Raw genomic sequence first — 22811 nt, 5'->3', positions numbered from 1 at the left:
GTTCAGGATGGTCGCTCATCCTGGATTAGCACCCACGGCAATTCACCCTCAATCTGAGGGCACGTTATGTACTTTTACTCAACTGAAACCGTTTGCGCCATTACCGGTGCCAACCGCGCCAATCTTCGTCGCTGGTTGCGCGGTGGATTAATTTCTGAGAATCACGTCAATAAGGATTGGAGCCGACATCAGGTTGATGAAGTGCTCGCCATGATGGCATTGACCGCCGGTGGCGCCACGCTGTGGCAAATCTATCAAGGCAGACACTGCGGGCTTGAGTACTCTTCGTCTGGCTGGGTGGCACGCCGTGGCGATCTGTTACGACAACTGGAGCTAGGTTCTGACCGCGAACTGGCGCGTACCGTGCGCAATCTGGCGGGCGATTATAGCAGCGATGATTTCGTCAACGTGCTGATGAAACCGCTTAATCGCTGGCTGCGTGATGATACACGTCGTGGCGCATCGCGTCGGTTAACGCGCTTCCATGAGGCGATCGTGCATCATAGCGACTGCGTAAAACGCGCGTCAGCCCGTCAGCAGCAGATGCCACTGTTGCTTGAAGTGGTCAGCACCGGCGATGAAACTGAAGTGTGGCTGGAAGCCATTCGCCTTAGCGGACAAGGATTCTGCGTTGATGTCGATCAAACCTCACAACCGATGCTGTACGGATCAGAAAGCCGTCACGATCATCACCTGCTGTGGTGCGGTGCCGGAATCAGCCAAGAACGCATGACCCAATTCCAGCGCGGATTACGTTCCGGTAAACCGGTGATGCTCAGCGGGCCAGATCGCAGCATTCATCCGGCTGTCGCTGCAGCCAAAGTTGCTTAGCCGGTGCATTATGCACCGGTCTCACCGTTTATCGCATTCCGCACTTTGCTTATTCAAAAGAAGTAGTTAGCCAAGGCAACAACGGTTAAGTCCGATCTATCCCTCTTCTGTTACGCTCTCGCCTCCCAATCAGGAGGATCCATGAGTTCATTAATCGATATTTTCACCAGTCATAAAAGCGATCGCAATTTTACCGACCTTCCCGTTGAGGATGCGGTGCTGGATCGCATCATTTCGGCCGCGTATCGCGCGCCAACCTCGGTGAACTCGCAGCAGGTCTCTTTGGTGGTGACGCGCGATGCTGAGAAACGCGCACAAATCTCACAGATTGCCGGCGGCCAACCGTGGATTGCCAAAGCGCCGGTGTTTATTACCCTGGTGCTGGATATGCATAAATCGCGCCTGGCGATGAATGCGATCGACCGCGAGCAAATCGCCCAGCAGAGCATCGAAAGCATTGTGTCGGGCTCAACCGACGTCGGTATTGCGCTGGGTTCGATCATGGCAGCGGCGCGCGCAGAAGGTTTGGGCATTGTGCCGATTGGCGGTATTCGTCGCGATCCACAGGCGTTAATTAGCTTGTTGGATTTGCCGGAATACACTTTCCCGGTGGCGGGCGTGGTGATTGGCCATGTCGATCAGCCTGCGCATCAGAAGCCGCGTCTGCCGCTGGCAACCTTCCGTCATGAAGAGCGCTATCAGCGTGATGGACTGGAGCAGCACATCGCCGCCTACAATCAGGAGATGGTGCAGCACTGGAAAAATACCGGTCGTGATGATGGCGAGAGCTGGAGCGAAAGCGTCAGCGGTTATTATCACAAGATTTACTTCCCGCACGTGCTGGACGCGCTGAAGAAGCAAGGATTTGGTAACGACAAGTAACGGCTTTTCCCCGCGCACTCTGCGCGGGGAATGAAAAATTAACGCCCTTTCTTCTTACGACCCGGCTGCGCGAAACGCTGGCGATTCGCTGGTTTTGCACCCGCTTTCTCACCCGGCTTAGCTCCGGCAGCGGGCTTTTTCGCGGGGCTGGCCGGTTTCTTCTTCGCCTGCGTCTTCTGCGTTTTTTGATCTTCCGATGAAGAGTCTTCAATCAGTTTGAACAGGTCGATCAGCTCGTCATCGGTTAAATCACGCCATTCGCCGAGCGGAATCCCTTTCAAACTGACGTTCATGATGCGCGTACGTTCAAGCTTGGTGACTTCAAAGCCGAAGTGCTTGGTCATACGACGAATCTGACGATTCAGCCCCTGAACCAGAATAATGCGGAAGACAAAGGTCGACTCTTTTTTAACTTTGCACTTTTTGGTGACGGTGCCGAGCATCGGCACGCCCGCGCCCATTCCGGCAATAAATTCATCGGTGATCGGCTTATCGACGGTAACTACATACTCTTTTTCGTGGTTATTACCGGCACGCAGGATTTTATTCACCAGATCGCCGTGGTTGGTGAGAAAAATCAGTCCCTGCGAATCTTTATCCAGACGACCAATCGGGAACACGCGTTTACTGTGATTGACGAAATCACCAATGTTGTCACGCTCACCCTCTTCCATGGTGGTGATGATGCCAACCGGTTTGTTCAGCGCAATCAGCACTAAATCTTCTTCGTCACGCGGCTCAATCAGCTGCCCGTTCACTTTGACTTCATCCCCCGCAAACACCTGCGCACCGACGGCAGCGCGTTTACCGTTAATGAAAACGTTGCCTTGCTCGATGTAACGATCGGCATCGCGGCGTGAGCAGATACCGCTCTCGCTGATGTATTTGTTCAGGCGTGTGGATGAGTTAGGCAGCATGGTTCCTCCGAAAAAAAACGGACTATACAGCAACCTTAGGCGTTGGTTAAGCATCGCGACAATCATCAGCATTTCTCTCACCACGATATAACAGCACACTAACAATGTGGTTGTTGTCAGCGGATCGATCAGCGACAATTCGCACCCATCGTTTTTTCTTATGACAGAGTGATTCCCTCATGACAAATCAGCCATTGGTGACGTGGATAACCTCCGTGCGCACCTTTCTGGCCCGCCTTTGGCCTCATCCGTTACCGGGAGGCAAAAAGCAGATGGTCATCGCCAGTGTTGGCGCGGGATTGGGTTTAATGATAACCAGCCTGACCAGTCACTGGCTGCTGGGCGAAGTGAATCTGTGGTTTGTCGCGCCAATGGGCGCTTCGGCGGTGTTGCTGTTTGGTTTGCCGAACAGTCCGCTGGCGCAGCCGTGGTCAATTGTCGGCGGCAATCTGGTGGCGGGCGTTGTCGGTGTTACCATTGCGCTGTTGGTTCCCCATGCTGCATTGGCGTGCGGCATCGCGGCCTGTTTGACCATTGCGCTGATGTTTCAACTGCGCTGCCTGCATCCACCGAGCGGCGCGGTAGCGCTGACCGCGATTTTAGGCGGTAACGGCGTCCAGCAGCTCGGTTACCACTTTATTTTAACGCCGGTATTGTTGAACTCGGTTTGTTTGGCGCTGCTGGCGTTGGTGTTTAATAATCTCGCCGGGCGTCGTTACCCGCATCCGCTGGCTGCAACTGAAATCAAAGCACCGCCTGTGGTGATCGACGTACCGATTACGCGTGAAGACCTGCATCAGGCGCTGGAAAGCGGTGAAGTGTTGGATATTGATGAAGATGATTTGCAGCAGTTGCTGCAGCGCGCCGAGGAGATTGCGATTCTTCGTCAGCGCGGGCAAATGCCAGTATCATCATGAGCGGTCGCCATAAACGGCGACCCAACGCCGTATTCTTTCACGCGTACCTCATCGCCCTCAATCTCAACTACTGCAAACGGTACTTCGTCAGCCCCATCAAGCATGCCTTTAAGCGTATAAAAGCCTGTTTGACCGATGCGCGCAAAGCCGCCGCGGTGGTCGTGTCCAGAGAAACAGAAATGTATGTTGTAACTAGAAAACAGCTCTGCCAGCACACCGCCGTTCAGCAAGTTGTGGCTGTTGTGCGGTGCCAGCGGATAATGGCCAAACACCACCACTTTCTCGCCTTGCTGCTGGGCTTGTTGCAACTGCTGCTCAATCCACGCTAACTGCTGCGTGCCTACCGCGCCGTTCCACGGTTTCGCCTGCGGCTGCTGGCGCTCGGTCAGGTCCACCAGCAGCGCCTCCGCCTGTGCGCGATCGTCACCATTCTGCGTGTTGCAATAGAGGCTGATGTCGTTGCCGTCATAAACAATAAAACGCCAGCCCTGCAATCCAAAGGCGTAGTAGCTTTTTGGCAGCGCGGCAGCTTCGTTGAGATGCTGCGCGATGGTCTGCGCATCGTGATTGCCCAGCACCACTGCATGCGGATGTTCGAGGCGATCGTATATCGGCAATATCGCCGCGTAGCTGCTCCAGTCGCGATCGACTAAATCCCCCAGCGTGACGACAAAATCCAGCGGCTGTTGATTCAACACTTCAATCGCCTGCGGTAACTTGCGCAGCGCATGACGATAGAAGAGATTTTTCGCAATATCGGCGTCGATGTCGGCATATTGCGGATCGGCAATCAAACCAAAACGTAGCGTGCTACTCAGCGGAGCGGAACGCACATCAGGTAAGGCATAGAGCTCGGCGACATCGCCCAGCAGTTCACGCTGTAATTCAGTCAGCGGATGCGGATAAGACACGAAAAGCACTCCTTAGCGAATACCGGCACGCATAAACGATTGAATAAACTGACGCTGGAAAATCAGGAACAGCACCAGCAGCGGCAAGGTGGTCATCAACGTAGCAGCGCCAATCAACGCCCATTGCACGCCCTGCTCTGGCGCCGAAAACAGTTGCAGGCCAACAGTAAGCGGCCGCACGTTGACGGAATCAGTAATCACCAGCGGCCAGAGGAAATCATTCCAGTGGAAGCTGATCGATACCAGCGCAAACGCCACATAAATCGGCTTCGCCAGCGGGATGTAAATCTTGCGCAGAATGTAAAAGCGGCTGGCACCTTCGACAATCGCCGCCTCTTCCAGCACCAGCGGAATACTTTTAAACGTCTGACGCAGCAGAAAGATGGCGAAGGCCGAGGAGAAGTACGGCAGCGCGATGCCGGTTAGCGTATCGCGGAAACCCAGCGCGCCGATGGTTTTGTAGTTATTCAAAATCAGCACGTCCGGGCTGATCATCAGCTGCAGCAGGATCAGCGCGAAGATCGCACCCGAGAATTTCAGGCGGAAGCGCACTAATGCGTAAGCGGCCATGGTCGCCAGAATCAGCTGCACCACCACAATCATCAGCACCAGCAAACTGGTATTGAGGAAGTAGCGACCAAAGGGCGCGGCATGCCAGGCATTAACGAAGTTTTGTACCGTCAGCGGCGAAAACAGCGAAAAGCTCGCCTGATCGGATGCCGGATGAATCGCCACCCAAAACGCCACCAGAATCGGTAAAAACCACAGCAACGCGGCAAGCCCAATGGCCGTATTCAGGCACAGGCGACCAAATGTGATTGTCGGCTTCATTGGTAATGGGCTCGCTTGTCCAGCAGGTTGAATTTAAGCAGCGCAATTGCGGCGAGAATCACCAACAGCACCACCGTCATGGCCGCCGCTGCGGGCATATCCCAGAAGCTGAAAGCGGTGCGATAGATGTAGAACAGCAGCAAGCTACTGCTGTTATTCGGCCCGCCGTTGGTCATAGCAATTACCTGATCGACAATGCGGAAGGCATTCATCGACGCATTGATCAGTACAAACAGCGTGGTAGGCATCAGCAGCGGCCACTGCACGCGACGGAAGAAATAGCTGCGCGACGCCCCTTCTATCTGCGCGGCTTCGCTGAGGCGTGGATCGATCTGCTGCAAAGCGGCGAGATAAAAGATCATAAAGAAGCCCGCTTCGCGCCACACCGAAACTGCCATCAAGCAGTACAACGCGCTACCCGGTTCGCCGAGCCAGTTAATCGCCGGCAGGGAAAACAGCGCCAGCAGCTTATTCAGCAAGCCCAACTGCGGCGTGTAGAAGAACAGCCACAGATTGGCGATAGCAATCATCGGCAGCAGCGAAGGAATAAAGAACGCGGTGCGCACCAGCGCATTCGCACGCATATGGCGATTGACCGCCAGCGCCATCAGCAGCGCCAGCGTGACCGCCAGCGGAATGGTGATCAGCGCATATAACAGGTTATTCCACAGCGACTGGATGAAGATGTCGTCATCCAGCAGCGCGAGATAGTTATCCAGCCCAACAAAATGGGCTGGACGACCGTTACGCGCTGCGCTGAACAGGCTTTCCCACACGGTCGCAACCGCCGGATAGTGGGTGAACAGCAGCAAAAAGCTCAGTGCTGGCAAAATCAGCAGATAGCCATACAGCTGCATCGACCATAACCGGGGACGACGAACCGGCGCGACGGTGAGAATCGTGCTCATAATTATTGGTATGACTTCAGTAGACGATCGGCTTGCTTCTGCGCGCCTTCAAGTGCTTCGGCTGGGGTTTTCGCCTGCGTTACCGCCGCTTCTACCGCGTGATTGAGTGCATCCTGAATCTGCACGCTGTTGTAGGTAGAGAGTTCCGGCTGCGCATATTTCAGCTGTTCACGCGCCACCAATGCCTGCGGAACGTCTTTGACGTAATCCTTCATCACCGTGGTATCCCACGCGGCCGGAGACGTCGCAACGTAACCGGTAGCGATACTCCAGCGCGCCGCCTGCTCGGGTGACGTGACCCAACGGATAAATTCCATCGCCGCTTTCTGCTGTTCTGGCGAAGCGTTTTTGAAGACATACAGGTTGCCGCCGCCGGTTGGGCTGCCGCGCTGGGTTTTCTCCGGCAGCATCGCTACGCCGAACGGGAACTTGGCGTTATCACGCACGTTGGTCAGGTTGCCGGTGGTGGTCACCATCATGGCAGTTTTGCCGCTGATGAAGTCCTGCGGCGTGGTGCCCCACGCAATCGCACCTTTCGGCGACACTTCCTCTTTCTGGCCGAGATCGGTCAGCCACTGCAGCGTTTCCACGTTGCCCGGCGTGTTGAAGTGCACCGCCGTGCCTTTGCCGTTATCCAGACGACCGCCGTTGGTGGCAGACAAGCCCTGGAAGTTCCAGTAGCCGTTTGGTGTGGACGGAATCTCGATGCCCCATTGGCTGACGCCGTTAGCATCTTTGATCGTGAGTTTCTTACTGAACTCGACCACTTGCTGCCAGTTGGCCGGTGGCGTATCGGCGTTCAAACCGGCTTTCTCAAACGCCTGTTTGTTCCAGTACATCACCACGGTTGAACGCTGGAACGGTACGCCCCACACTTTGCCGTCAATGTGACGCAGAAACGCCGGATAGAAACCGTCGATCCATTTTTTGCCTGCATCGCCCTGCGCTAAATCGCTGGCCGCCACAATCGCACCGGCATCAATCAGAGAATAGGCTTCGATATCGCCGATAACCGCCAGCTGCGGCGCGTTGCCACCACGAAATGCGGTCAGCGCTTTGGTCACGGTGGTCGCGTAGTCACCGGTATACACCGGCTGAATGCTCACGTCCGGATGCACTTTCTGGAAATCCGCCACCAGCGTATCCACGGTGTGGCTCACTTTGCCGCCCACCGCGATCGGGTAATACATTTGCAGCTTGACCGGTTCAGCCGCAAAAGCTGAGGTGCTAACGGCGAGGACTAATGCAGAAAGACGTGAATAACGAATTGCAGACATGATTTTCCCTTGGGCAAATGACAACGGTTAAACGGCGTATTTTTTCTGTGAGGCAAATATCTGTTGTTCAGCTGGCGCGCAGCGCTTACCGCTCTGGCTGTGAAACAGATATTGCCGCGCGGCGGACCACTGCAATCCCACTTCGCTGCCATCGATAAAGCGCTGCATGCCCGGCACTTTGACCGTCAGCGGCTCGCTGATGCCGGCAAGCTGGCACACCAGCAAGGTATCCGCCCCCATATATTCGGAACTGATCACTCGCGCGGTCAGCGCTGCCTGATCTGCGGCGATCAGCTGGATATCTTCGGCACGCAATCCAAGACTCAGCGCTGCTTCGTGGTATTCCACAACGGGCGCGGTGAGGTGCATCAGGGTGTGATGTGCGCCGTTGCGCTGCAGCGGCAGGATATTCATCGGCGGTGCGCCAATGAACTGCGCGGCAAACACGCTGGCAGGATTGTTGTAGAGATCGTCTGGCGAGCCGTGCTGTTCGATGTGGCCGTCGTTGAGCAGGATAATGCTGTCGGCCATGCTCATCGCTTCGGTTTGATCGTGCGTGACGTACAGCATGGTCAGGCCGAGTTTTTTCTGTAGCGCGCGGATTTCACGGCGCATGCTTTGACGCAGCTTGGCATCGAGGTTCGACAGCGGCTCATCCATCAGGCAAAGCGTGTTGTTGGCGATCACCGCACGGCCCAGCGCCACGCGCTGCTGCTGTCCGCCGGAGAGCTGCGACGGCAAACGATCCAGCAGCTTATCCAACTCCATCAGCTTACCGACGTTATCGAGGCGTGCAGCAAACGACTGCTTCTCCTCGCCGCGCGCTTTCAAACCAAACAGCAGGTTTTCACGCACGTTAAGGTGGGGAAACAGCGCGTAGGACTGAAACACCATCGATAACTTGCGCTGCGATGGCGGCAAATGGGTGATATCGGCGTGTTTAAAGTGGATCGCCCCGCGATCGGCCGTTTCCAGCCCGGCAATAGTGCGCAACAGCGTCGATTTACCGCAGCCTGATGGACCGAGCAGCGCGACAAACGAGCCTTCTGCCGCGTCGAAGCTGATGTCGTCCAGGGCGATTTTCTCGCCCCAGGCTTTAGTGATGTGATGAAGCGAAAGGTGGCTCATGCATCCGCAATCCAGAAATCAGAATGGCGGTAAGCTAGCGGAAGGAAATGAAGGATTTATGTCACTGCGGTGACCGGGCGGTTAAAGGGAGACATCGGCGGTGACCATAAATGGCGACCCCACAGGAACCCGCCCGTATTTCGTAGGGTCGTCATTTATGACGACCTTCTAAAATGAATCACTGATCAAAATAATGCTGCTTCAGAATCGCCGCCCCATCATCAATCGCTTTCATCAAAATCTTCTCACTGGTAACGCCATCACCCGCCTGCAACGCTTCCAGCAGATGATCATAATTATGATGCCCATTCACCACCTCGGCCGGCTGCGGATAGAGATAGTTAAAGCACGGACCAATCTGCACCCAAAGCTGTTCAATCAGCGCTTCGAGCGTGGGCATTTGCGCATAGCCATACAGCGTAAAACGAAACGCACGATTGGCTTCGAGCGCCACTGCTGCATCACCGCTTAACTTGGCCTGCATAAAGCTGACGCAGAGTTTTTTCAGCTCAGAAAGCTGTTTTTTTCCCACAAAGGGCGTCGCCGTCCTCACGGCTAAACCTTCAAGCTGCTTACGGATTAGCGTGATTTCCTCGAAGCGCTGCAGTGACATTTCCGGCACTAAAAAGGCGGCGGCGGGCGTGGCATCCAGCGCGCCGGCAGAAACCAGACGCAATAAGGCTTCACGCACCGGCGTGATGCTGGTACCCAGTTGAGCCGCCAGATCGCGCGTCACCAGCCGTGCGCCAGGTTTTAACTTGCCGACAATCAACGCGCTGCGCAGTGACGATTCCACCTGCGCGGTCAAACTCATGCGCTGCGCTTTATCCATTTCGATCATTTTTTGTGAGCCCTTTACCGAAATCCGCAAATGGTAAGTTATTTTTAATGTTTTATTGCCAACCGGCCAGATTATAGGATATATCATGTATTACAAATAAGCACAGTCTTGATTCTGGCCGCAGCCACTCTTTTCACTACCTTGCCCTGGCAATTTTTGGAAAACGTTATGAGACTACCTGCAGTGAAGTTTGTCACTACCGCGTTGCTATTTGCTCTGATGCCTGCTGTACAGGCGGCAGAACTGACCATTGGCCAACCCACGTCTGCCACGGCGATGGATCCCGGCTTTCTTAAAGAATCTGCCACACTGGTAGATAACATCTTCGATACTTTAGTGCGCCGCGCCGATGACATGTCATTGCAGCCAGGCTTAGCCACTGAGTGGAAAGCGATTAACGAAACCACCTGGCAATTTACCCTGCGCCAGGGCGTGAAATTTACCGATGGCGAGCCGGTGAACGCCGAAGCGGTGAAATTCTCCATCGATCGTATTTTAGACCCCGCCAATCACGCGCCGACGATTTCCTATATCCGCACCATCAAATCGGTGGAGGTGATCAACGATTATCAGGTGCAGATCCACACCAACGGCCCGGATCCTCTGCTGCCGACGCGCATGAGCCGCTACCCGGCTTACATTGTGCCACCCGCATACGTGAAGAAAGTCGGTGCCAGCGAGTTTGCGCGCAAGCCAGTGGGCAGCGGCGCTTACAAGCTGGATAGCTTTATCCCGGACGAAAAAGTGGTGATGGTCGCCAATGAAACTTACTGGCGCGGCAAACCGGCGATTGATCGCGTTACCTGGCGTCCAATTCCCGAAGCCACCGCGCGCCTTACCGCGCTGCTGACCGGCGAAGTGCAGCTGATTGAAAGCGTGCCCGCCGATTTAGTCCCCGCGTTGAAAAATCGCCCCAACGTCGAGCTGGAACAGGTGAAAGGCGGCGGGTTGACGATTTACCTCGGCCTTAAAGATGATGAGAAACCGCTGAGTGATGTGCGCGTACGTCAGGCGCTTTCGCTGGCGTTGAATCGCCAGGCGTATACCCAACAGCTGCTGCACGGTTTCGGCACACCAACCGGCACCATGGCCGGTGCTAATGACTTCGGTTATCTGGCGGTTCCGGCGATCGCGCAGGATGTGGCGAAAGCCAAATCGCTGCTGGCTGAAGCCGGTTACGCTAACGGCTTTACCCTGCGCTTCCAGGCACCGCGTCGCTACATTGCCAGCGCCGATGTGGCGCAAGCCATCGTGCAGGATTTAGCTGCGATTGGTGTGAAAGCCGAGCTGGAAGTGCCGGAATGGTCGGTTTACACCCAGCAGGTTGCGTCACAGAAACAGGCTCCGATGTATATGCTGGCGTGGGGCTCAACCCAAACGCTGGATGCCGATGCCGCGCTGTTCCCGATTCTGCGCAGCGGCGAGCCCTATTCCACCGTGCATGATGCGGAGCTGGATAAGCTGCTCGACCAAAGTCGCCAGATTGTTGATCCCGCTGCGCGCAAAAAAGTGTTAGAGCAGATTCAGCAACGCGTCGCTGAACAACAGCCGCTGCTGCCGCTGTATCGTGAAGACACCTTGTATGCGCACAGCACCTCGCTCAACTTCAAAGGCCGCGTCGATGCCCGCATCCCGCTGTTTGATCTGAGGCTGAAATGATTTCACCGGGCACCGTGCTGCAGCGCCGTCCGCGCCGCCTGATTTACGGCGATGCGGTAATCGGCAGCGTATTGCTGATCGTGGTGATTGCCGCGGCGCTGCTCTCTCCCTGGCTGCCGTTGCCCGATGCCTTAAGTAATAACCTCAGCGAGATGTTTCTGCCGCCGGGTTCGCCCGGCGCGCAGGCCACGCATTGGCTCGGCACCGACCAACTGGGGCGCGATCTGCTGGCGCGTATTCTCTCCGGCACGCGCTTGTCGTTGCTGGTGGTATTGGTCGCGGCGGCGATTGGCGCGGTGATTGGCGTCGCGCTCGGCATGATTGCCGGTTACGCCGGCGGTTGGGTTGATGCGCTGATCATGCGCCTGATCGACATCCAGCTGGCGGTGCCGTTTATTCTGTTAATTTTGCTGGTGATTGCGCTGATGGGCGCCTCACTCACCAACATTATTGTGATTATGGGCTGCACCAGTTGGGCGATTTATGCCCGCGTGGCGCGCGCCAAAACCTTAGAAATTCGTGAACTGGAATACATTCAGGCGGTGCGCGCCATGGGCTTTTCGCCGCTGCGCGTGCTGCTGCGGCATATCCTGCCAAATCTGCTGACGCCACTGGTGGTGCTGCTGACGCTGGATATCCCACGCTTAATCGTGCTCGAAGCCTCCGTGGGATTTCTTGGCATGGGCATTCAGCCGCCCACGCCGACGCTGGGCAACTTAATTGGCGAAGGCCGCTCGTACATGCTGCTATCGCAATGGCTGGTGCTCTATCCCGGATTAGTGATTGCGGCGCTGGTGATTGGCTGCAACCTGCTGGGCGATGCGCTGCTACGTCGCACGCACACAAGGCTGGATTAAGATGCTGAACATTCTGCTCAATCGCCTTGGCCAATCGATATTAGTGCTGCTTGGCGTGTCGCTGCTGATTTTCTTTAGCCTGCACATGACGGGCGATCCGGCGGCGCTGATGATGCCGCCCGGCTCCAGCCAGCAGGAGATTGATACTTTTCGTCACAGCATGGGCTTTGATCGTCCGCTGCTGTGGCAATACAGCCACTATCTTGGCGGCGTGCTGCACGGCGATTTTGGTGAATCCCTGCGTTACAGCCAGCCGGTATTGGCGCTGATTGCTGAGCGCTTGCCCGCAACGGTGCTGCTGGCGGTGAGTGCGCTGGCGTGGAGTTCGCTGCTCGGTCTGCTGCTGGGCATTATCAGCGCCCTGCGACCGCACAGCATGTGGGATTTGCTGTGCCGCCTGCTGGCCTTCTCCGGCCAGGCGATTCCGGTGTTCTGGCTGGGTCTGCTGCTGATTTTGCTGTTTAGCCTGAAGTTACAGTGGCTGCCGTCCAGCGGTTACGGCACTTTCGCCGCGCTGGTGATGCCCGCACTCAGCCTCGGTGCGTTTTACATGAGCGCCGTAGCGCGTTTGACGCGCGCCAGCCTGCTGGATGTGCTGCAACAGGATTATATCCGCACCGCGCGCGCCAAAGGGCTCAGCGCCTGGCGCATTGTGGTACGCCATGGTTTGCGTAACGCACTGATTCCGGTGATCACCGTACAAGGCATGTATTTCGCCTCGCTGCTCGGCGGCGCCCTGGTAACAGAGATTATTTTTGCCTGGCCAGGTATTGGTCGTCTGGCGATTCAGGCGATTCAAAACCGCGACTTCCCGCTGGTGCAAGCGATTGTGTTGCTCGCTGCGGTGGTGTTTGTGGCGATCAATTTGCTGATCGACCTGCTCTATCTGGTGCTGAACCCGAGGATTCGTTTATGAGTCGCCTTGATGCCACGCTTGAACTGCTGAGTGAACTGACGCGCTGGCCGAGCGTGGCCGGTCAGTTATCCTCGCAGCGCGGGTTGGCCACCTGGCTGGAACAGTGGATGGTGGAGCAACTTGGCGCCAGCGTGATTTATCCGGTGGCGGCGCAAACCGACAATTCTCCGCCGCTGGTGCATGTGCGCATCGATAACGGCAGTGCCAAAACCGTGGTGCTCTACAACATGTATGACGTGATGCCTGCGGATGATGCCGGTTGGGATGTGCCGCCGTTTGTCGGTGGCGTGTGTCACTGGGACGATCTTGGCGCGGTCTTTGTCGGACGCGGCGCAGAGAACAATAAAGGCCCGGTCGCCGCCCTGCTGATCCTGCTGCGCGAACTGCAGCAAAGCCAGCTGCTCGATTTCAATATCGAAATCTTGCTCGAAGGTGAAGAGGAAATCGGCAGCGGCGCACTGCGACGTTATCTGGCGCAGCAGCCTTGCCCGATCGCTCCCGCTGAAGCGGTGCTGTTCCCCTCACTGTGCGAATACGGTGGCGGCGCACCGCGCGTCTATCTCGGCTTTACCGGACTGGCCAGCGGACGTCTCAGCGTCAGCGGCGGCGCTTGGGGCGGACCTTCCTCCGCTATTCATGCCAGCAATGCCGGTTGGATCGCCAATCCGGCGTGGCGCTTAGTGCAGGCATTAGATGCCATCGCACCGGCCGCACACAGCGGCGTGCTGGCGTGTCACGCCACGGACGATGAGGCGAATCAGTTATTGGCGACCTTAGCCGCCGAGTTCAGCATCAATGATGAACTACAGTTCCGTCGCAGCCAGCGCCTGATGATTGAAGGCGACACGCTAAGCTGCCTGCAAACGCTGCTCGGCAGCGCGGTCTTAACGCTGGCCGAACTGCACAGCGATCCGCCGGGCGGACGCGGCGTCATCCCGTTCCGTGCCAGCGCGGAACTGGCGTTTCGCATTCCGCCGGGTTTCGATCAGGACGCGATGATTGAAGCCGCGCAGCAGCGCCTGGCGCAAGCCGATTTAGCCGGCAGCGAACTGCAACTGTTCGATCGCTATCCCGGCGTGCGCTTTAGCCGCAGTGCCAGCGGCGTCGATGCTTTGATAGCCAGCTATCAAACGCTAGGCGCGGCACCGCAAATCTGGCCGTGGGCACCGGGCTGTGCGCCCGCTTACGCTTTCGCGGCCGTCGCTCCCGCCTTTCTGATTGGCGGATTAGGCCACGGCGGCAACGCCCACGCCGTCAATGAGTTTGTCACGCTGGCGGGACTCGAACGCTTCCAGCAATCCATGAGCTTATGGCTCAACGCATTCAATGATTCGGCCATTGGCCGGGTCGCGCCACACCAGGGAAACACCGCAGTACATAAAAATATAGGTAACACATAATGAAATCAGTTGAAGAGTTTGAACGCGTTCCGCTCGGCTTCTTCCCCACGCCTCACGAGCCGCTGCCGCGGCTCAGTGAGGCACTTGGGATTACGCTGACGATCAAACGTGATGACTACAGTGGCTTCGGCGGCGGCGGCAACAAAGTACGCAAGCTGGAGTATCTGATGGCGGAGGCCTGCAAAACAGGCGTGAATGTGGTGATCACCACCGGCGGGCATCAGTCGAACCACGCCCGCATGGTGGCCGCCGCCGCACGCAAGTTTGGTATGCGTCCGGTGCTGGTGCTGCGGGGCAATCCGCCCGCAAGCTGGCAAGGTAATCTGCTGCTGGACAAGCTGTTCGGGGCCGAGGTGCAGTTCCTCGATCCCGACGGCTATTTCACGCAGATCGAAGGTGCGATGCAGGCGCATGCTGATGCGGCTGTCGCGCAAGGTGAAACCCCAATGATTATTCCGCTGGGTGGCGCAACGCCACTCGGCGCATTGGGTTATGTGCGGGCCGTGGAAGAGATCGCGGCGCAGCTGGCACCCAGCCAGACGCCCGCGCCCGATTTCATCGTAGCGCCCACCGGTTCTGGCGGCACGCTGGCGGGATTGCATGTGGGTACGCGCCGCTATTGGCCCGATACCAGGGTGATTGGCGTGAGCGTTAGCGCCAAAGCCGACTGGTTCCAGCCGCGCATTGCCGGCATGGCGCAGGATTGTGCCGATCTGCTGCAATGGCCGCAGCAGTGGCAGCCGGAGGATATCTGGATTGAAGATGGTTATGTCGGTCAGGCGTACGGCGTGCCATCGGACGGTGGCATTGCCGCCATCTATCAACTCGCCCAGTTGGAAGGCGTGCTGCTGGATCCGGTCTACACCGGCAAAGCGATGCACGGCCTGTTCTCGCTGGTGGAGCAAGGGCGCATTCCGCAAGGATCGCGCGTTACCTTTGTGCATTGTGGCGGTTCTCCGGCGCTCTATCCCTTCGCCGATCGCCTGCTGGAGCAGTAATGGAAGCGTTATTGCGTGTACTGGATGAAGCCACCGTCGCGCAATTAGGCGGCGGCGATGTCGCTCTGGCGCTGGAAGACGTCAAAGCGGTGATTCGCCTGATGCGTCTCGGCGAGGCGCAAATGCCCGCTGAAAATCACATCGATCTCGGTACGCCGCTTGGTAAAGCTTATGCCTTACCAGCGCGCGTGGGCGGCAGCTACAACGCTGCGGGCGTAAAGTGGACAGCGCATCGTCCACAGCGACCGGATGCGCTGCCCGCCGCCTTAGCCTTAACCCTGATTAACGATGCGCAAAGCGGTATTCCGCGTGGTTTGCTGGCCAGCGGCGCATTAACCGCTGCGCGCACCGCGGCGGTGAGCGCACTGGCGTTACAGCTGGCCGCGCCGCGTCCTGTGAAACGCGTGCTGCTGCTTGGTGCCGGTTTGCATGCTCAGGCGCATCTGCGCATGTTGCAGCAGTTGTTTCCGCAGCTGGAACAGATTGGCGTGTGGAATCGCTCGCCTTTTGAACTCAATGCGTTGCGCGAAGTGCAGATCGAAACTGATTTGCAGCTCGCTCTGGCGCAGCCTTATGACGCGGTGCTGACCTGCACCAGCGCCGAGCAGCCGATTATTGATGCCACAGCAGTCCAGCCTGGCAGGATCATTGTGCAGGTCGGCTATCACGAAGTCAGTTTTGCCGCCATCAAAGCCAGCAGCAAGGTGGTGGTTGATGCGTGGGGCGATTTTGCCCAGCGCAGCGCCAAAAGCCTGTTCCAGATGTTCCGCGCCGGTGAGTTTGGTGAGCAGGATGTGGCGGCCGATCTCGCCGCGCTGCTGCTGGATAACTGGCGTCCACAGCCTGAAGATAGCGTCTATTTTTCCTCGTTTGGCCTCAACGTGTTTGATATCGCCCTCGCCGCCCGCGTGTTGCAGGCCGCCGAGCACGACGAACTCGGTTCGTTGCAGTCGCTGTTTTCAGGAGTTCTGCATGATCATTGATGTGCTATCCCTGCATCAGCGCCAGGCAAAAGGCGAAGCGTTTCTGCTGATCGACGTGCGCGAGTTCGCCGACTGGCAACGCGCCACCTTGCCCGGCGCGCAGCATTGTAACGTCTACGACTATTTTATTGAGGATTGCAGCGAGGCAGGTTTAGCGGTGATGGCTGCAGAAGCCGCCACCGCGCTGCAACCGATGTTTACCGCCTATCCCAACGCCACGCCGGTGTTTTTCGAACAGCAGGTTGGCATGCGTTCGCCGCGTGGGGCCTGGTTCGCCTGGCTGCTGAAGCGTGATGATGCGCTGATTCTGGATGGCGGCGTGGAGGCGTGGATTGCGTCAGGCTATGAACTCAGTCCGGGATTGGGGTTAAGCCGCACGGTGGCGCATCCACCCGCAGCAAACGCACCCGCGTGGAACCGCGAATTGGTGTGCAGCCGGGAACAGGTATTGGCAGCAGATGGAGTGAATGTGATCAACGTTGATGCTCGTCGCCGCAGCGAATTTGACGGCAGCTTTGCGCATGCCTGCTGCCAGCGCGCCGGACGCATTCCGCATTCTCAGCTGCTGTTTTGGGAGGATGTCATTGCCAACGGCCATTTCTTATCAGCGCAGCAGATTGCCGCACGCGCCGAGGCGGCAGGATTGAGTAAAGACGCGAAGCTGCAGGTTTATTGCCATCGCGGTGCCCGCGCCGCCACGGTGTTGGCGGCGTTGAAGCTGGCGGGCTATCCCCATGTTTCGGTGTATGTCGGTTCCTGGCACGAATGGGCCGAACATCACGAACTGCCGCTGTTACACGGCAGCTGATCGCAGCGCCAGCGCCTGCTGAACGTCCGGCGCAGCGGCGAGCAGTTGGCGTGTGTAATTGTCCTGCGGATAATTAATCACGCTGGCGGTCGCGCCGGACTCCACAATCCTGCCGTGATACATCACCACCACGCGATCGCACAACTGACGCACCGCGCTGAGATCGTGGCTGATAAACAGCACCGATAATCCCAGCTTGTGGCGTAAATCATTAAACAGCGCCAGAATCTGCCCGCGCACTGATAAATCCAGTGCCGCCACCGCTTCATCCGCCACCAGCAACTTCGGCTCCATCGCCAGCGCGCGCGCAATGGCAATACGCTGACGCTGGCCGCCGGAAAACGCGCCCGGCAGACGTCCGGCATGTTCGGCCTTCAATCCCACCAACGCCAGCAACTCTTTAACCCGCTCATCCACCGCCGCGCCTTTGCGCAGTTGCCAGACGCGCAGCGGTTCAGCGATCTGCTCACCGACCGGAATTTTGGGATTCAAACTGGCGTAAGGGTCCTGAAAGATGATCTGAGCGTGACGACGTAACGTATTCAGCTGGCGCCGTTGCAGATGCTGCCCCTGAAAATGTACCTCGCCGCCATCCGCCGTAATCAGGCCAATCGCCGCGCTACCCAAGGTGGTTTTGCCGGAGCCGGATTCGCCAATCAGCCCGACGATTTCGCCCTGCGCAATCGACAGATTAGCCGGATGCAAAACGGTTTGCCGTTTGGCTGGCCACAGCGGCATGCGGCGCGGCAGCGGATAGCTTTTACTGATGTCACGCAGCACCAGCAGCGGCGGCTGCTCAACCGGCGCAATTGCCTCAGGGATTTGCGTCGCTGAAGCGGCAATCAATTTGCGCGTGTAAGGATGCGTTGGCGCGCCGAGCGTGCTCAGCACCGCGCCCTGTTCAACCAGTTGCCCTTGCTGCATCACGCAGACGCGATCGGCGTAGCGCGCCACCACCGAGAGATCGTGGGTGATCAATAAGATCCCCATGCCCATATCTTGTTGCAGTTCCTGCAGCAGCGCCAGAATCTGCGCCTGAATGGTGACGTCCAGCGCGGTGGTCGGTTCATCGGCAATCAATAATTCCGGCTGACCGCTAATGGCACTGGCGATCATCACACGTTGACGCATGCCGCCCGACAGCTGATGAATATACTGCCGCGCACGCTGTGCGGGATTGACGATGCCAACGCGTTCCAGCAGCGCTATCGCTTCCTGCTGCGCCTGTTTCCAGCTGAACTGTCGATGCCGTACCAGCACTTCGGCAATCTGCTCACCAATACGCAGCGTGGGATTCATGCTGGTCATCGGCTCCTGAAACACCGTGGCGATGCGGCAGCCGCGTAATTGCTGGGTCTTACGCGCATCGAGCGGCTCGCCATTAAACACCACGCGGCCACCACTCTGCTGCACGCCCGGCGGCAGCAAGCTCATCAGCGCCAGCGATGTTAAGGTTTTGCCGGATCCCGACTCGCCGACTAACGCCAGGATTTCCTTGCGATCGAGATCAAAAGAGACGTTATCCACCAGCAAGCGCTGATCGTGAGTGTGCAGCGAGAGGTTTTCAACCGAGAGCAAGCGCGCATTAGTCATCTGGTAGGGATTCTCAACAAGGAAAAATACAGGATATATCCTGAACATAGCACGAACAAGACCGTTCGGTTATGGCACTGCGCGTTGCGGAATAAGTCTGGCGAATGGGTTTAACATATCCCGTATTAACGGCAGTAATTGCCGTCGATGAGCAAAATGGCAAACCTGTTGGTTATGTGGTTTTTAATTTATAACGACGGCAATTATTGCCTAATGCTTGTCGATAAAAATGCATTTTGCTTTAAAGTTAGTGCGGGCACTGACACATCTGCTGCGGCACGGGCCGTCCTCGCGCCGCTGGCGCGGTACCTTCGGCTTTCACATTGTGCCGACGGACCGTTCGGGGATCGGCCGTCCTGGCCGGCCCCGAACTGCCTCACGCATCCATGCGTGAAGCTCCTGGCCCAACGCAAAAGCCTCAGCGCTGCGAATAGCCCTTTTTGCCGCAGCAGACATGCCAGCGCCTGACGCTAATCAGCCCTTTTTAACAACACGTAATGAAGTTTCGGAGCTGGACGGGGGCACTTCGGGCATGGCTTAAAGATTTACACTTCAGAAGCTGTTACCCGCGCGGTAGCAAGATACGCCAAAACCGCGCCGCTGCACGCATCCTTACGACTGACCATCATTAAATTCGCCGATAACTCAGCTAAGTCCAGCGTTCGATAAACCACGCCGGGGATTGCCACTTGTGTTAACGGTGCTGGCACCAGCGCGATGCCAAGCCCGGCACCGGCCATCGCGAGCACGCTTAGTGTGCTGGAGATGCGATACGCGATATGCAATCTGTCACCCAACAGGCGATGTAAAGCGACGTCAAAATGAGAATGACCTTCATGGGTGGCGTACATAATCAGTGGCTGATGCGCCAGCATCTCAATGGTCACGCTCGGCTTCGCCGCCAGCGGATGATCGCTGGACATCACCACCACGCGTGGCCATTCGCCAATTAAGTCATACGCCAGCGCAGAGGTCGGTTCTGGATGATAGTCAGGCATATAGCCGACATCGAGCATGCCGCTGTTAATCGCCTCATGTTGCAGATGCGGTGCCATCTCCTGACACACCAATTCCGCCTGCGGATATGCATGATGAAAGGCGCGGATGTCGCGCATCAATCTGCCGCTAAACACGGCGTTGCCAGCGAAGCCAACGCGTACCCGACCAATTTCTCCGCGCATTGAACGTTGAACCACATGACGAGTGTGCTCAGCTTGCTCCAGCGTCCGTTTCGCCTCGGCTTGCAATAGCAGGCCCGCTTCGGTGAGTTCGACGCGACGACTGGTGCGCATAAACAACGGGCCGCCTAGCTCAGCTTCCAGCGCTTTAATCTGCATACTCAATGCCGGTTGCACAATATTCAGCCGTTGCGCCGCGCGGCCAAAATGCCCCTCTTCTGCAACAGTTAAAAAGTAGCGCAGATGACGCAATTCCATATTCGCCCCATTAATCACAAAAAATGATTGATCCGTAATTTCTATCTATTTGAGTTTAGCGCAATCAGCGCACAAACTGAACGCCGTCAACTTACAGGAGCAATAACATGCAAAACCAATTACAGGATCGCCAACAACTCAATGACCTTATGAATGGCTGGATGCACCGCGATTTGGGTGAATGGGATCAATTACGCGATCTGTTCCACGCCGATGGCACGATTGAAATTACCTGGTTTGAAGGGCTGGCAAGTGACTTTGTCACGGGTTCAATGCGCATGGGGAAATCCGATCTGCGCACCAAACACTTCATTGCCTCTCCAGCGATCACCTTCAACGCCAGTGGCAACAAAGCGATTCTTGAAACCAATGCGATGATCATTGCGGAGAATGTAAAACTGAATGTCGGCTGTGAATGCCACAACCGCTTTTATGACATGGCTGAAAAACGCGACGGCGTGTGGCGACTGGTGCGTCGCCAAAGTATTTACGATATGGGGACCTTTACCTTCCCGCTGGGTCTGGTGGAAATAGACCACGCCGTGGTAGCGAAATATCCGCGTGAATACGCCACGCTGGCGTATTTGCTGGAGCAGAGCGGCTTCCCGTTACAGCGCGTATTTGCTACGCGTGGCAGTGAACTGGAGCAAAACATCAAACGCGATGCTCAGCAGTGGTTGGCCCTTTAACTAAACCTTTTCCTGCGACAAACTCAATATGGTGCGGATGTTCTGCGCGGTGGTGGCGATAATATCGATCGCGCCAGTGCGCAGTGCACCGAGAATCGCCATCGCTTTGGTATTTTCTGCGGCAATGGCGATCACGCAGGGAATTTTGCGCAGCTCATCGATGCTCAGTCCAATCACGCGATCGTTCATCACGGTATCCACATGTTGACCTTGTGAATTAAAGAAGTCATAGCCGGCGACATCGCCCGTCACGCCCTGATTAACGCTGGCATCGATGATTTCGTGCGGCGTGAACCAGCCGAGTTTCACCATGTAGCTGTTTTCATTCATGTCACCGATGCCCACCAGCGCCACATCTGCTTTGCGCGCGCGGTCCAGTGTCTCTTTGATGGTGCCGTTTTGCATAAAGGCATCGCGCAGCGCGCGGTTCTCAACATAGGCGGGCGCATACAGTGTTTCGCTGATGCCACCAAACTTCTTCGCCAGACGACGGCTGATATGGTCAGCATTGATAGCATCGCCTGGACGATGCGTGCCGCCAATGCCGCTAATGAACAGGCAGTTACGCGTCGGTACCTGGCCGGGATAATCGGCGACAGCGGCAACGTTGCGCCCTTGCCCAACGGCGACAATGGCGTCGTCTTTCAGCGACTGCGCTAAATGTGACGACACCAGCGCGGCAACCTGACGTCGCTGCTCTTCCTGATCGGGCTGATCGAGCGCTATCAGCGCACGTTGCAATTGTGGGAAGCGATTTTGCAGCTGTTGTTCAAGGCGGGTGCTGAAGACGGGATGGTAACGCACGTTGATTTCGACGATGCCTTCTTCGCGCGCGCGTTTGAGCAGTCGACCGACTTTAATGCGGGAAATACCAAACTTACGCGCAATCTCCTCCTGGGTGATTTCGTCCTGATAATAGGCGACAGCTATTTCCGTCAGCAGCTCGGAGTCCTGAGAAAGCGTGTTTTTTTCCATCCGTAACCTGTCTTATTTGGGTGTTATTTGAAGATGTAAAGACCGCGCCATGTAGGGTGCGCATTCATGCGCACCAGGTCGCCATGAATGGCGACCCTACAAAATGGGGCGAGATCTGACGTTGGCAGGGAGTTATATCATTGATACGACTCGCTTCGCCAGACAACAGCGCCGCGAGTCGATCGAGCATCACGCTTAGCGCTTGATGGCGTCGATTTTCAGCATACGGGCAATCACGATATCCAGCTCTTTCTGATCGAAGATCTGTTTCCAGTCAGGTTTCACAATCTTCTCACGGCCGTACTCCATGGCGATCATGCAAGCATCCGAGAACGGGTTAGTCGCGCGGAACGCCACGGCCAGCGCGATTTGAATGTGGCCGTACAACATCGCTTTGGCCGCTTCTTCCGGCACGCCGCTGTGTTTCACTGTTTCGTCCAGCGCTTCTTTCATGAACGCGCCGACCATGCAGGCCACGGTTTCCACCAGCGTGGGTTCCAGATACGCCAGCTGCGTCACGGTAACCCAATGCACTTGCTCCACCGGCCCGTACATCACGCTGATCACCTTGCTCAACTCGGCTTTCTGCTCATCCGAACCGGTTTCATACGAAGCCGCCACGTGCTGAACCGCCGCGATACCGCCGAAAGCATCGGCATGTTCTTCTTTGGTGTAACGCTCAAGGAAGACCGACGGATGGCAAGGATGCGCCACCGCGTATTCAATGCCATCGCGATGGGCAATCAAATTGGCGTATGCCGCTGCGGGGTCCAGCGTCAGCAGAATCGCGCCCGGTTTCATCTGTGGCACCACGCCTTCAGAGACTTTACCCAGCACAATATCCGGCACCGCCAGAATCACCACGTCGCTCAATGGCACCACGGAGGCCGCATCAGAGAGTTCACGCCCCTGTGCGCTTACCTGCTCTTGCGCCTTAGGTGAGTTCTCACAGTAAAACACCTGGTAATCGCTTTTCTGGAAGTTGGCAGAAATACGCATACCCATTTTGCCGCCCGCGCCAATCACGGTGATGGTTTTCAGTTGCACGCTCATG

The 22811-nt window shown here is 56.8% G+C and carries 22 protein-coding genes; 11 read left to right on the top strand and 11 right to left on the bottom strand.

The window, feature by feature from the left end; translation table 11 throughout:
• Positions 1-66 precede the first annotated feature (66 nt).
• Positions 67-831 (top strand): hypothetical protein, encoded by a 765-nt coding sequence (locus ACXIZX_RS08875; protein WP_179450926.1) that lies wholly within the window; start codon positions 67-69, stop codon positions 829-831.
• Between the two features lie 141 nt (positions 832-972).
• Complete coding sequence (locus ACXIZX_RS08870) at positions 973-1713, top strand: nitroreductase family protein (protein WP_179450928.1); 741 nt, start codon at positions 973-975, stop codon at positions 1711-1713.
• 38 nt (positions 1714-1751) lie between these two features.
• Here ACXIZX_RS08870 and rluF read toward each other — a convergent pair whose 3' ends face one another.
• Positions 1752-2630, bottom strand: a complete 879-nt coding sequence (gene rluF / locus ACXIZX_RS08865) for a 23S rRNA pseudouridine(2604) synthase RluF (RefSeq protein WP_008104077.1) — start codon at positions 2628-2630, stop codon at positions 1752-1754.
• 179 nt (positions 2631-2809) lie between these two features.
• Between rluF and ACXIZX_RS08860 the strand changes: the two genes are divergently transcribed.
• Complete coding sequence (locus ACXIZX_RS08860; protein WP_479403989.1) at positions 2810-3547, top strand: HPP family protein; 738 nt, start codon at positions 2810-2812, stop codon at positions 3545-3547.
• Here the strand turns inward: ACXIZX_RS08860 and ACXIZX_RS08855 are convergent.
• The 6 genes from ACXIZX_RS08855 to ACXIZX_RS08830 form a co-directional block, all read right to left on the bottom strand.
• Positions 3517-4458: a metallophosphoesterase gene (locus ACXIZX_RS08855; RefSeq protein WP_479403988.1), complete on the bottom strand. Its 942-nt coding sequence runs from the start codon at positions 4456-4458 to the stop codon at positions 3517-3519. The genes ACXIZX_RS08860 and ACXIZX_RS08855 overlap by 31 nt on opposite strands.
• A 12-nt stretch (positions 4459-4470) precedes the next feature.
• The gene (locus ACXIZX_RS08850) at positions 4471-5289 is read right to left on the bottom strand and encodes a carbohydrate ABC transporter permease (protein ID WP_008104071.1); all 819 of its coding nucleotides are present in this window, start codon (positions 5287-5289) and stop codon (positions 4471-4473) included.
• Positions 5286-6197 carry a carbohydrate ABC transporter permease gene (locus tag ACXIZX_RS08845; RefSeq protein ID WP_008104070.1) on the bottom strand — a complete coding sequence of 304 codons (912 nt, stop codon included), beginning with the start codon at positions 6195-6197 and terminating at the stop codon, positions 5286-5288. The genes ACXIZX_RS08850 and ACXIZX_RS08845 overlap by 4 nt, the downstream gene beginning before the upstream one ends.
• Before the next feature lie 2 nt (positions 6198-6199).
• Entirely contained in the window at positions 6200-7474 is a 1275-nt protein-coding gene (locus ACXIZX_RS08840; RefSeq protein WP_479403987.1) for an ABC transporter substrate-binding protein, read from the bottom strand.
• A 27-nt stretch (positions 7475-7501) separates the two neighbouring features.
• Positions 7502-8602 (bottom strand): ABC transporter ATP-binding protein, encoded by a 1101-nt coding sequence (locus tag ACXIZX_RS08835; RefSeq protein WP_479403986.1) that lies wholly within the window; start codon positions 8600-8602, stop codon positions 7502-7504.
• A 178-nt stretch (positions 8603-8780) separates the two neighbouring features.
• Positions 8781-9443: a GntR family transcriptional regulator gene (locus ACXIZX_RS08830; protein WP_479403985.1), complete on the bottom strand. Its 663-nt coding sequence runs from the start codon at positions 9441-9443 to the stop codon at positions 8781-8783.
• A gap of 168 nt (positions 9444-9611) precedes the next feature.
• Here ACXIZX_RS08830 and ACXIZX_RS08825 point away from each other — a divergent pair, with 168 nt between their 5' ends.
• Genes ACXIZX_RS08825 through ACXIZX_RS08795 form a run of 7 tightly spaced genes read left to right on the top strand, consistent with a single transcriptional unit; the run spans position 9612 to position 17064 of the window.
• Complete coding sequence (locus ACXIZX_RS08825; RefSeq protein WP_479403984.1) at positions 9612-11102, top strand: ABC transporter substrate-binding protein; 1491 nt, start codon at positions 9612-9614, stop codon at positions 11100-11102.
• Entirely contained in the window at positions 11099-11959 is an 861-nt protein-coding gene (locus tag ACXIZX_RS08820) for an ABC transporter permease (protein ID WP_479403983.1), read from the top strand. The genes ACXIZX_RS08825 and ACXIZX_RS08820 overlap by 4 nt, the downstream gene beginning before the upstream one ends.
• 1 nt (position 11960) lies before the next feature.
• Positions 11961-12875: an ABC transporter permease gene (locus tag ACXIZX_RS08815; RefSeq protein WP_479403982.1), complete on the top strand. Its 915-nt coding sequence runs from the start codon at positions 11961-11963 to the stop codon at positions 12873-12875.
• Positions 12872-14275, top strand: coding sequence for a M20 family metallopeptidase (locus ACXIZX_RS08810; RefSeq protein WP_479403981.1), 1404 nt, complete (start codon positions 12872-12874; stop codon positions 14273-14275). The genes ACXIZX_RS08815 and ACXIZX_RS08810 overlap by 4 nt, the downstream gene beginning before the upstream one ends.
• Positions 14275-15273, top strand: coding sequence for a 1-aminocyclopropane-1-carboxylate deaminase/D-cysteine desulfhydrase (locus ACXIZX_RS08805; protein ID WP_479403980.1), 999 nt, complete (start codon positions 14275-14277; stop codon positions 15271-15273). The genes ACXIZX_RS08810 and ACXIZX_RS08805 overlap by 1 nt, the downstream gene beginning before the upstream one ends.
• On the top strand, positions 15273-16256 hold the full coding sequence (locus tag ACXIZX_RS08800) for an ornithine cyclodeaminase (RefSeq protein ID WP_479403979.1): 984 nt from the start codon (positions 15273-15275) through the stop codon (positions 16254-16256). The genes ACXIZX_RS08805 and ACXIZX_RS08800 overlap by 1 nt, the downstream gene beginning before the upstream one ends.
• Positions 16246-17064, top strand: coding sequence for a sulfurtransferase (locus ACXIZX_RS08795; protein WP_179450952.1), 819 nt, complete (start codon positions 16246-16248; stop codon positions 17062-17064). Before ACXIZX_RS08800 ends, ACXIZX_RS08795 begins: the two co-directional genes overlap by 11 nt.
• Here ACXIZX_RS08795 and ACXIZX_RS08790 read toward each other — a convergent pair.
• Positions 17050-18657 (bottom strand): dipeptide ABC transporter ATP-binding protein, encoded by a 1608-nt coding sequence (locus ACXIZX_RS08790; protein ID WP_479403978.1) that lies wholly within the window; start codon positions 18655-18657, stop codon positions 17050-17052. The two genes, ACXIZX_RS08795 and ACXIZX_RS08790, sit on opposite strands and share 15 nt — an antisense overlap.
• Positions 18658-19202: 545 nt before the next feature.
• A complete protein-coding gene (locus ACXIZX_RS08785; protein WP_479403977.1) occupies positions 19203-20093 on the bottom strand; it encodes a LysR substrate-binding domain-containing protein in 891 nt (296 codons plus the stop codon).
• A gap of 107 nt (positions 20094-20200) precedes the next feature.
• Between ACXIZX_RS08785 and ACXIZX_RS08780 the strand changes: the two genes are divergently transcribed.
• Positions 20201-20782 carry a nuclear transport factor 2 family protein gene (locus ACXIZX_RS08780; protein ID WP_479403976.1) on the top strand — a complete coding sequence of 194 codons (582 nt, stop codon included), beginning with the start codon at positions 20201-20203 and terminating at the stop codon, positions 20780-20782.
• On the opposite strand, the gene ACXIZX_RS08775 is transcribed toward ACXIZX_RS08780, so the two are convergent.
• Positions 20783-21757 (bottom strand): sugar-binding transcriptional regulator, encoded by a 975-nt coding sequence (locus ACXIZX_RS08775; protein WP_008104043.1) that lies wholly within the window; start codon positions 21755-21757, stop codon positions 20783-20785.
• Between the two features lie 195 nt (positions 21758-21952).
• Positions 21953-22810 (bottom strand): phosphogluconate dehydrogenase C-terminal domain-containing protein, encoded by an 858-nt coding sequence (locus ACXIZX_RS08770; protein WP_265296762.1) that lies wholly within the window; start codon positions 22808-22810, stop codon positions 21953-21955.
• Position 22811: the final 1 nt, after the last annotated feature.

The sequence above is a fragment of the Candidatus Pantoea symbiotica genome (assembly GCF_056491525.1).
This window is presented reverse-complemented; position numbering and strand designations above follow the sequence as displayed.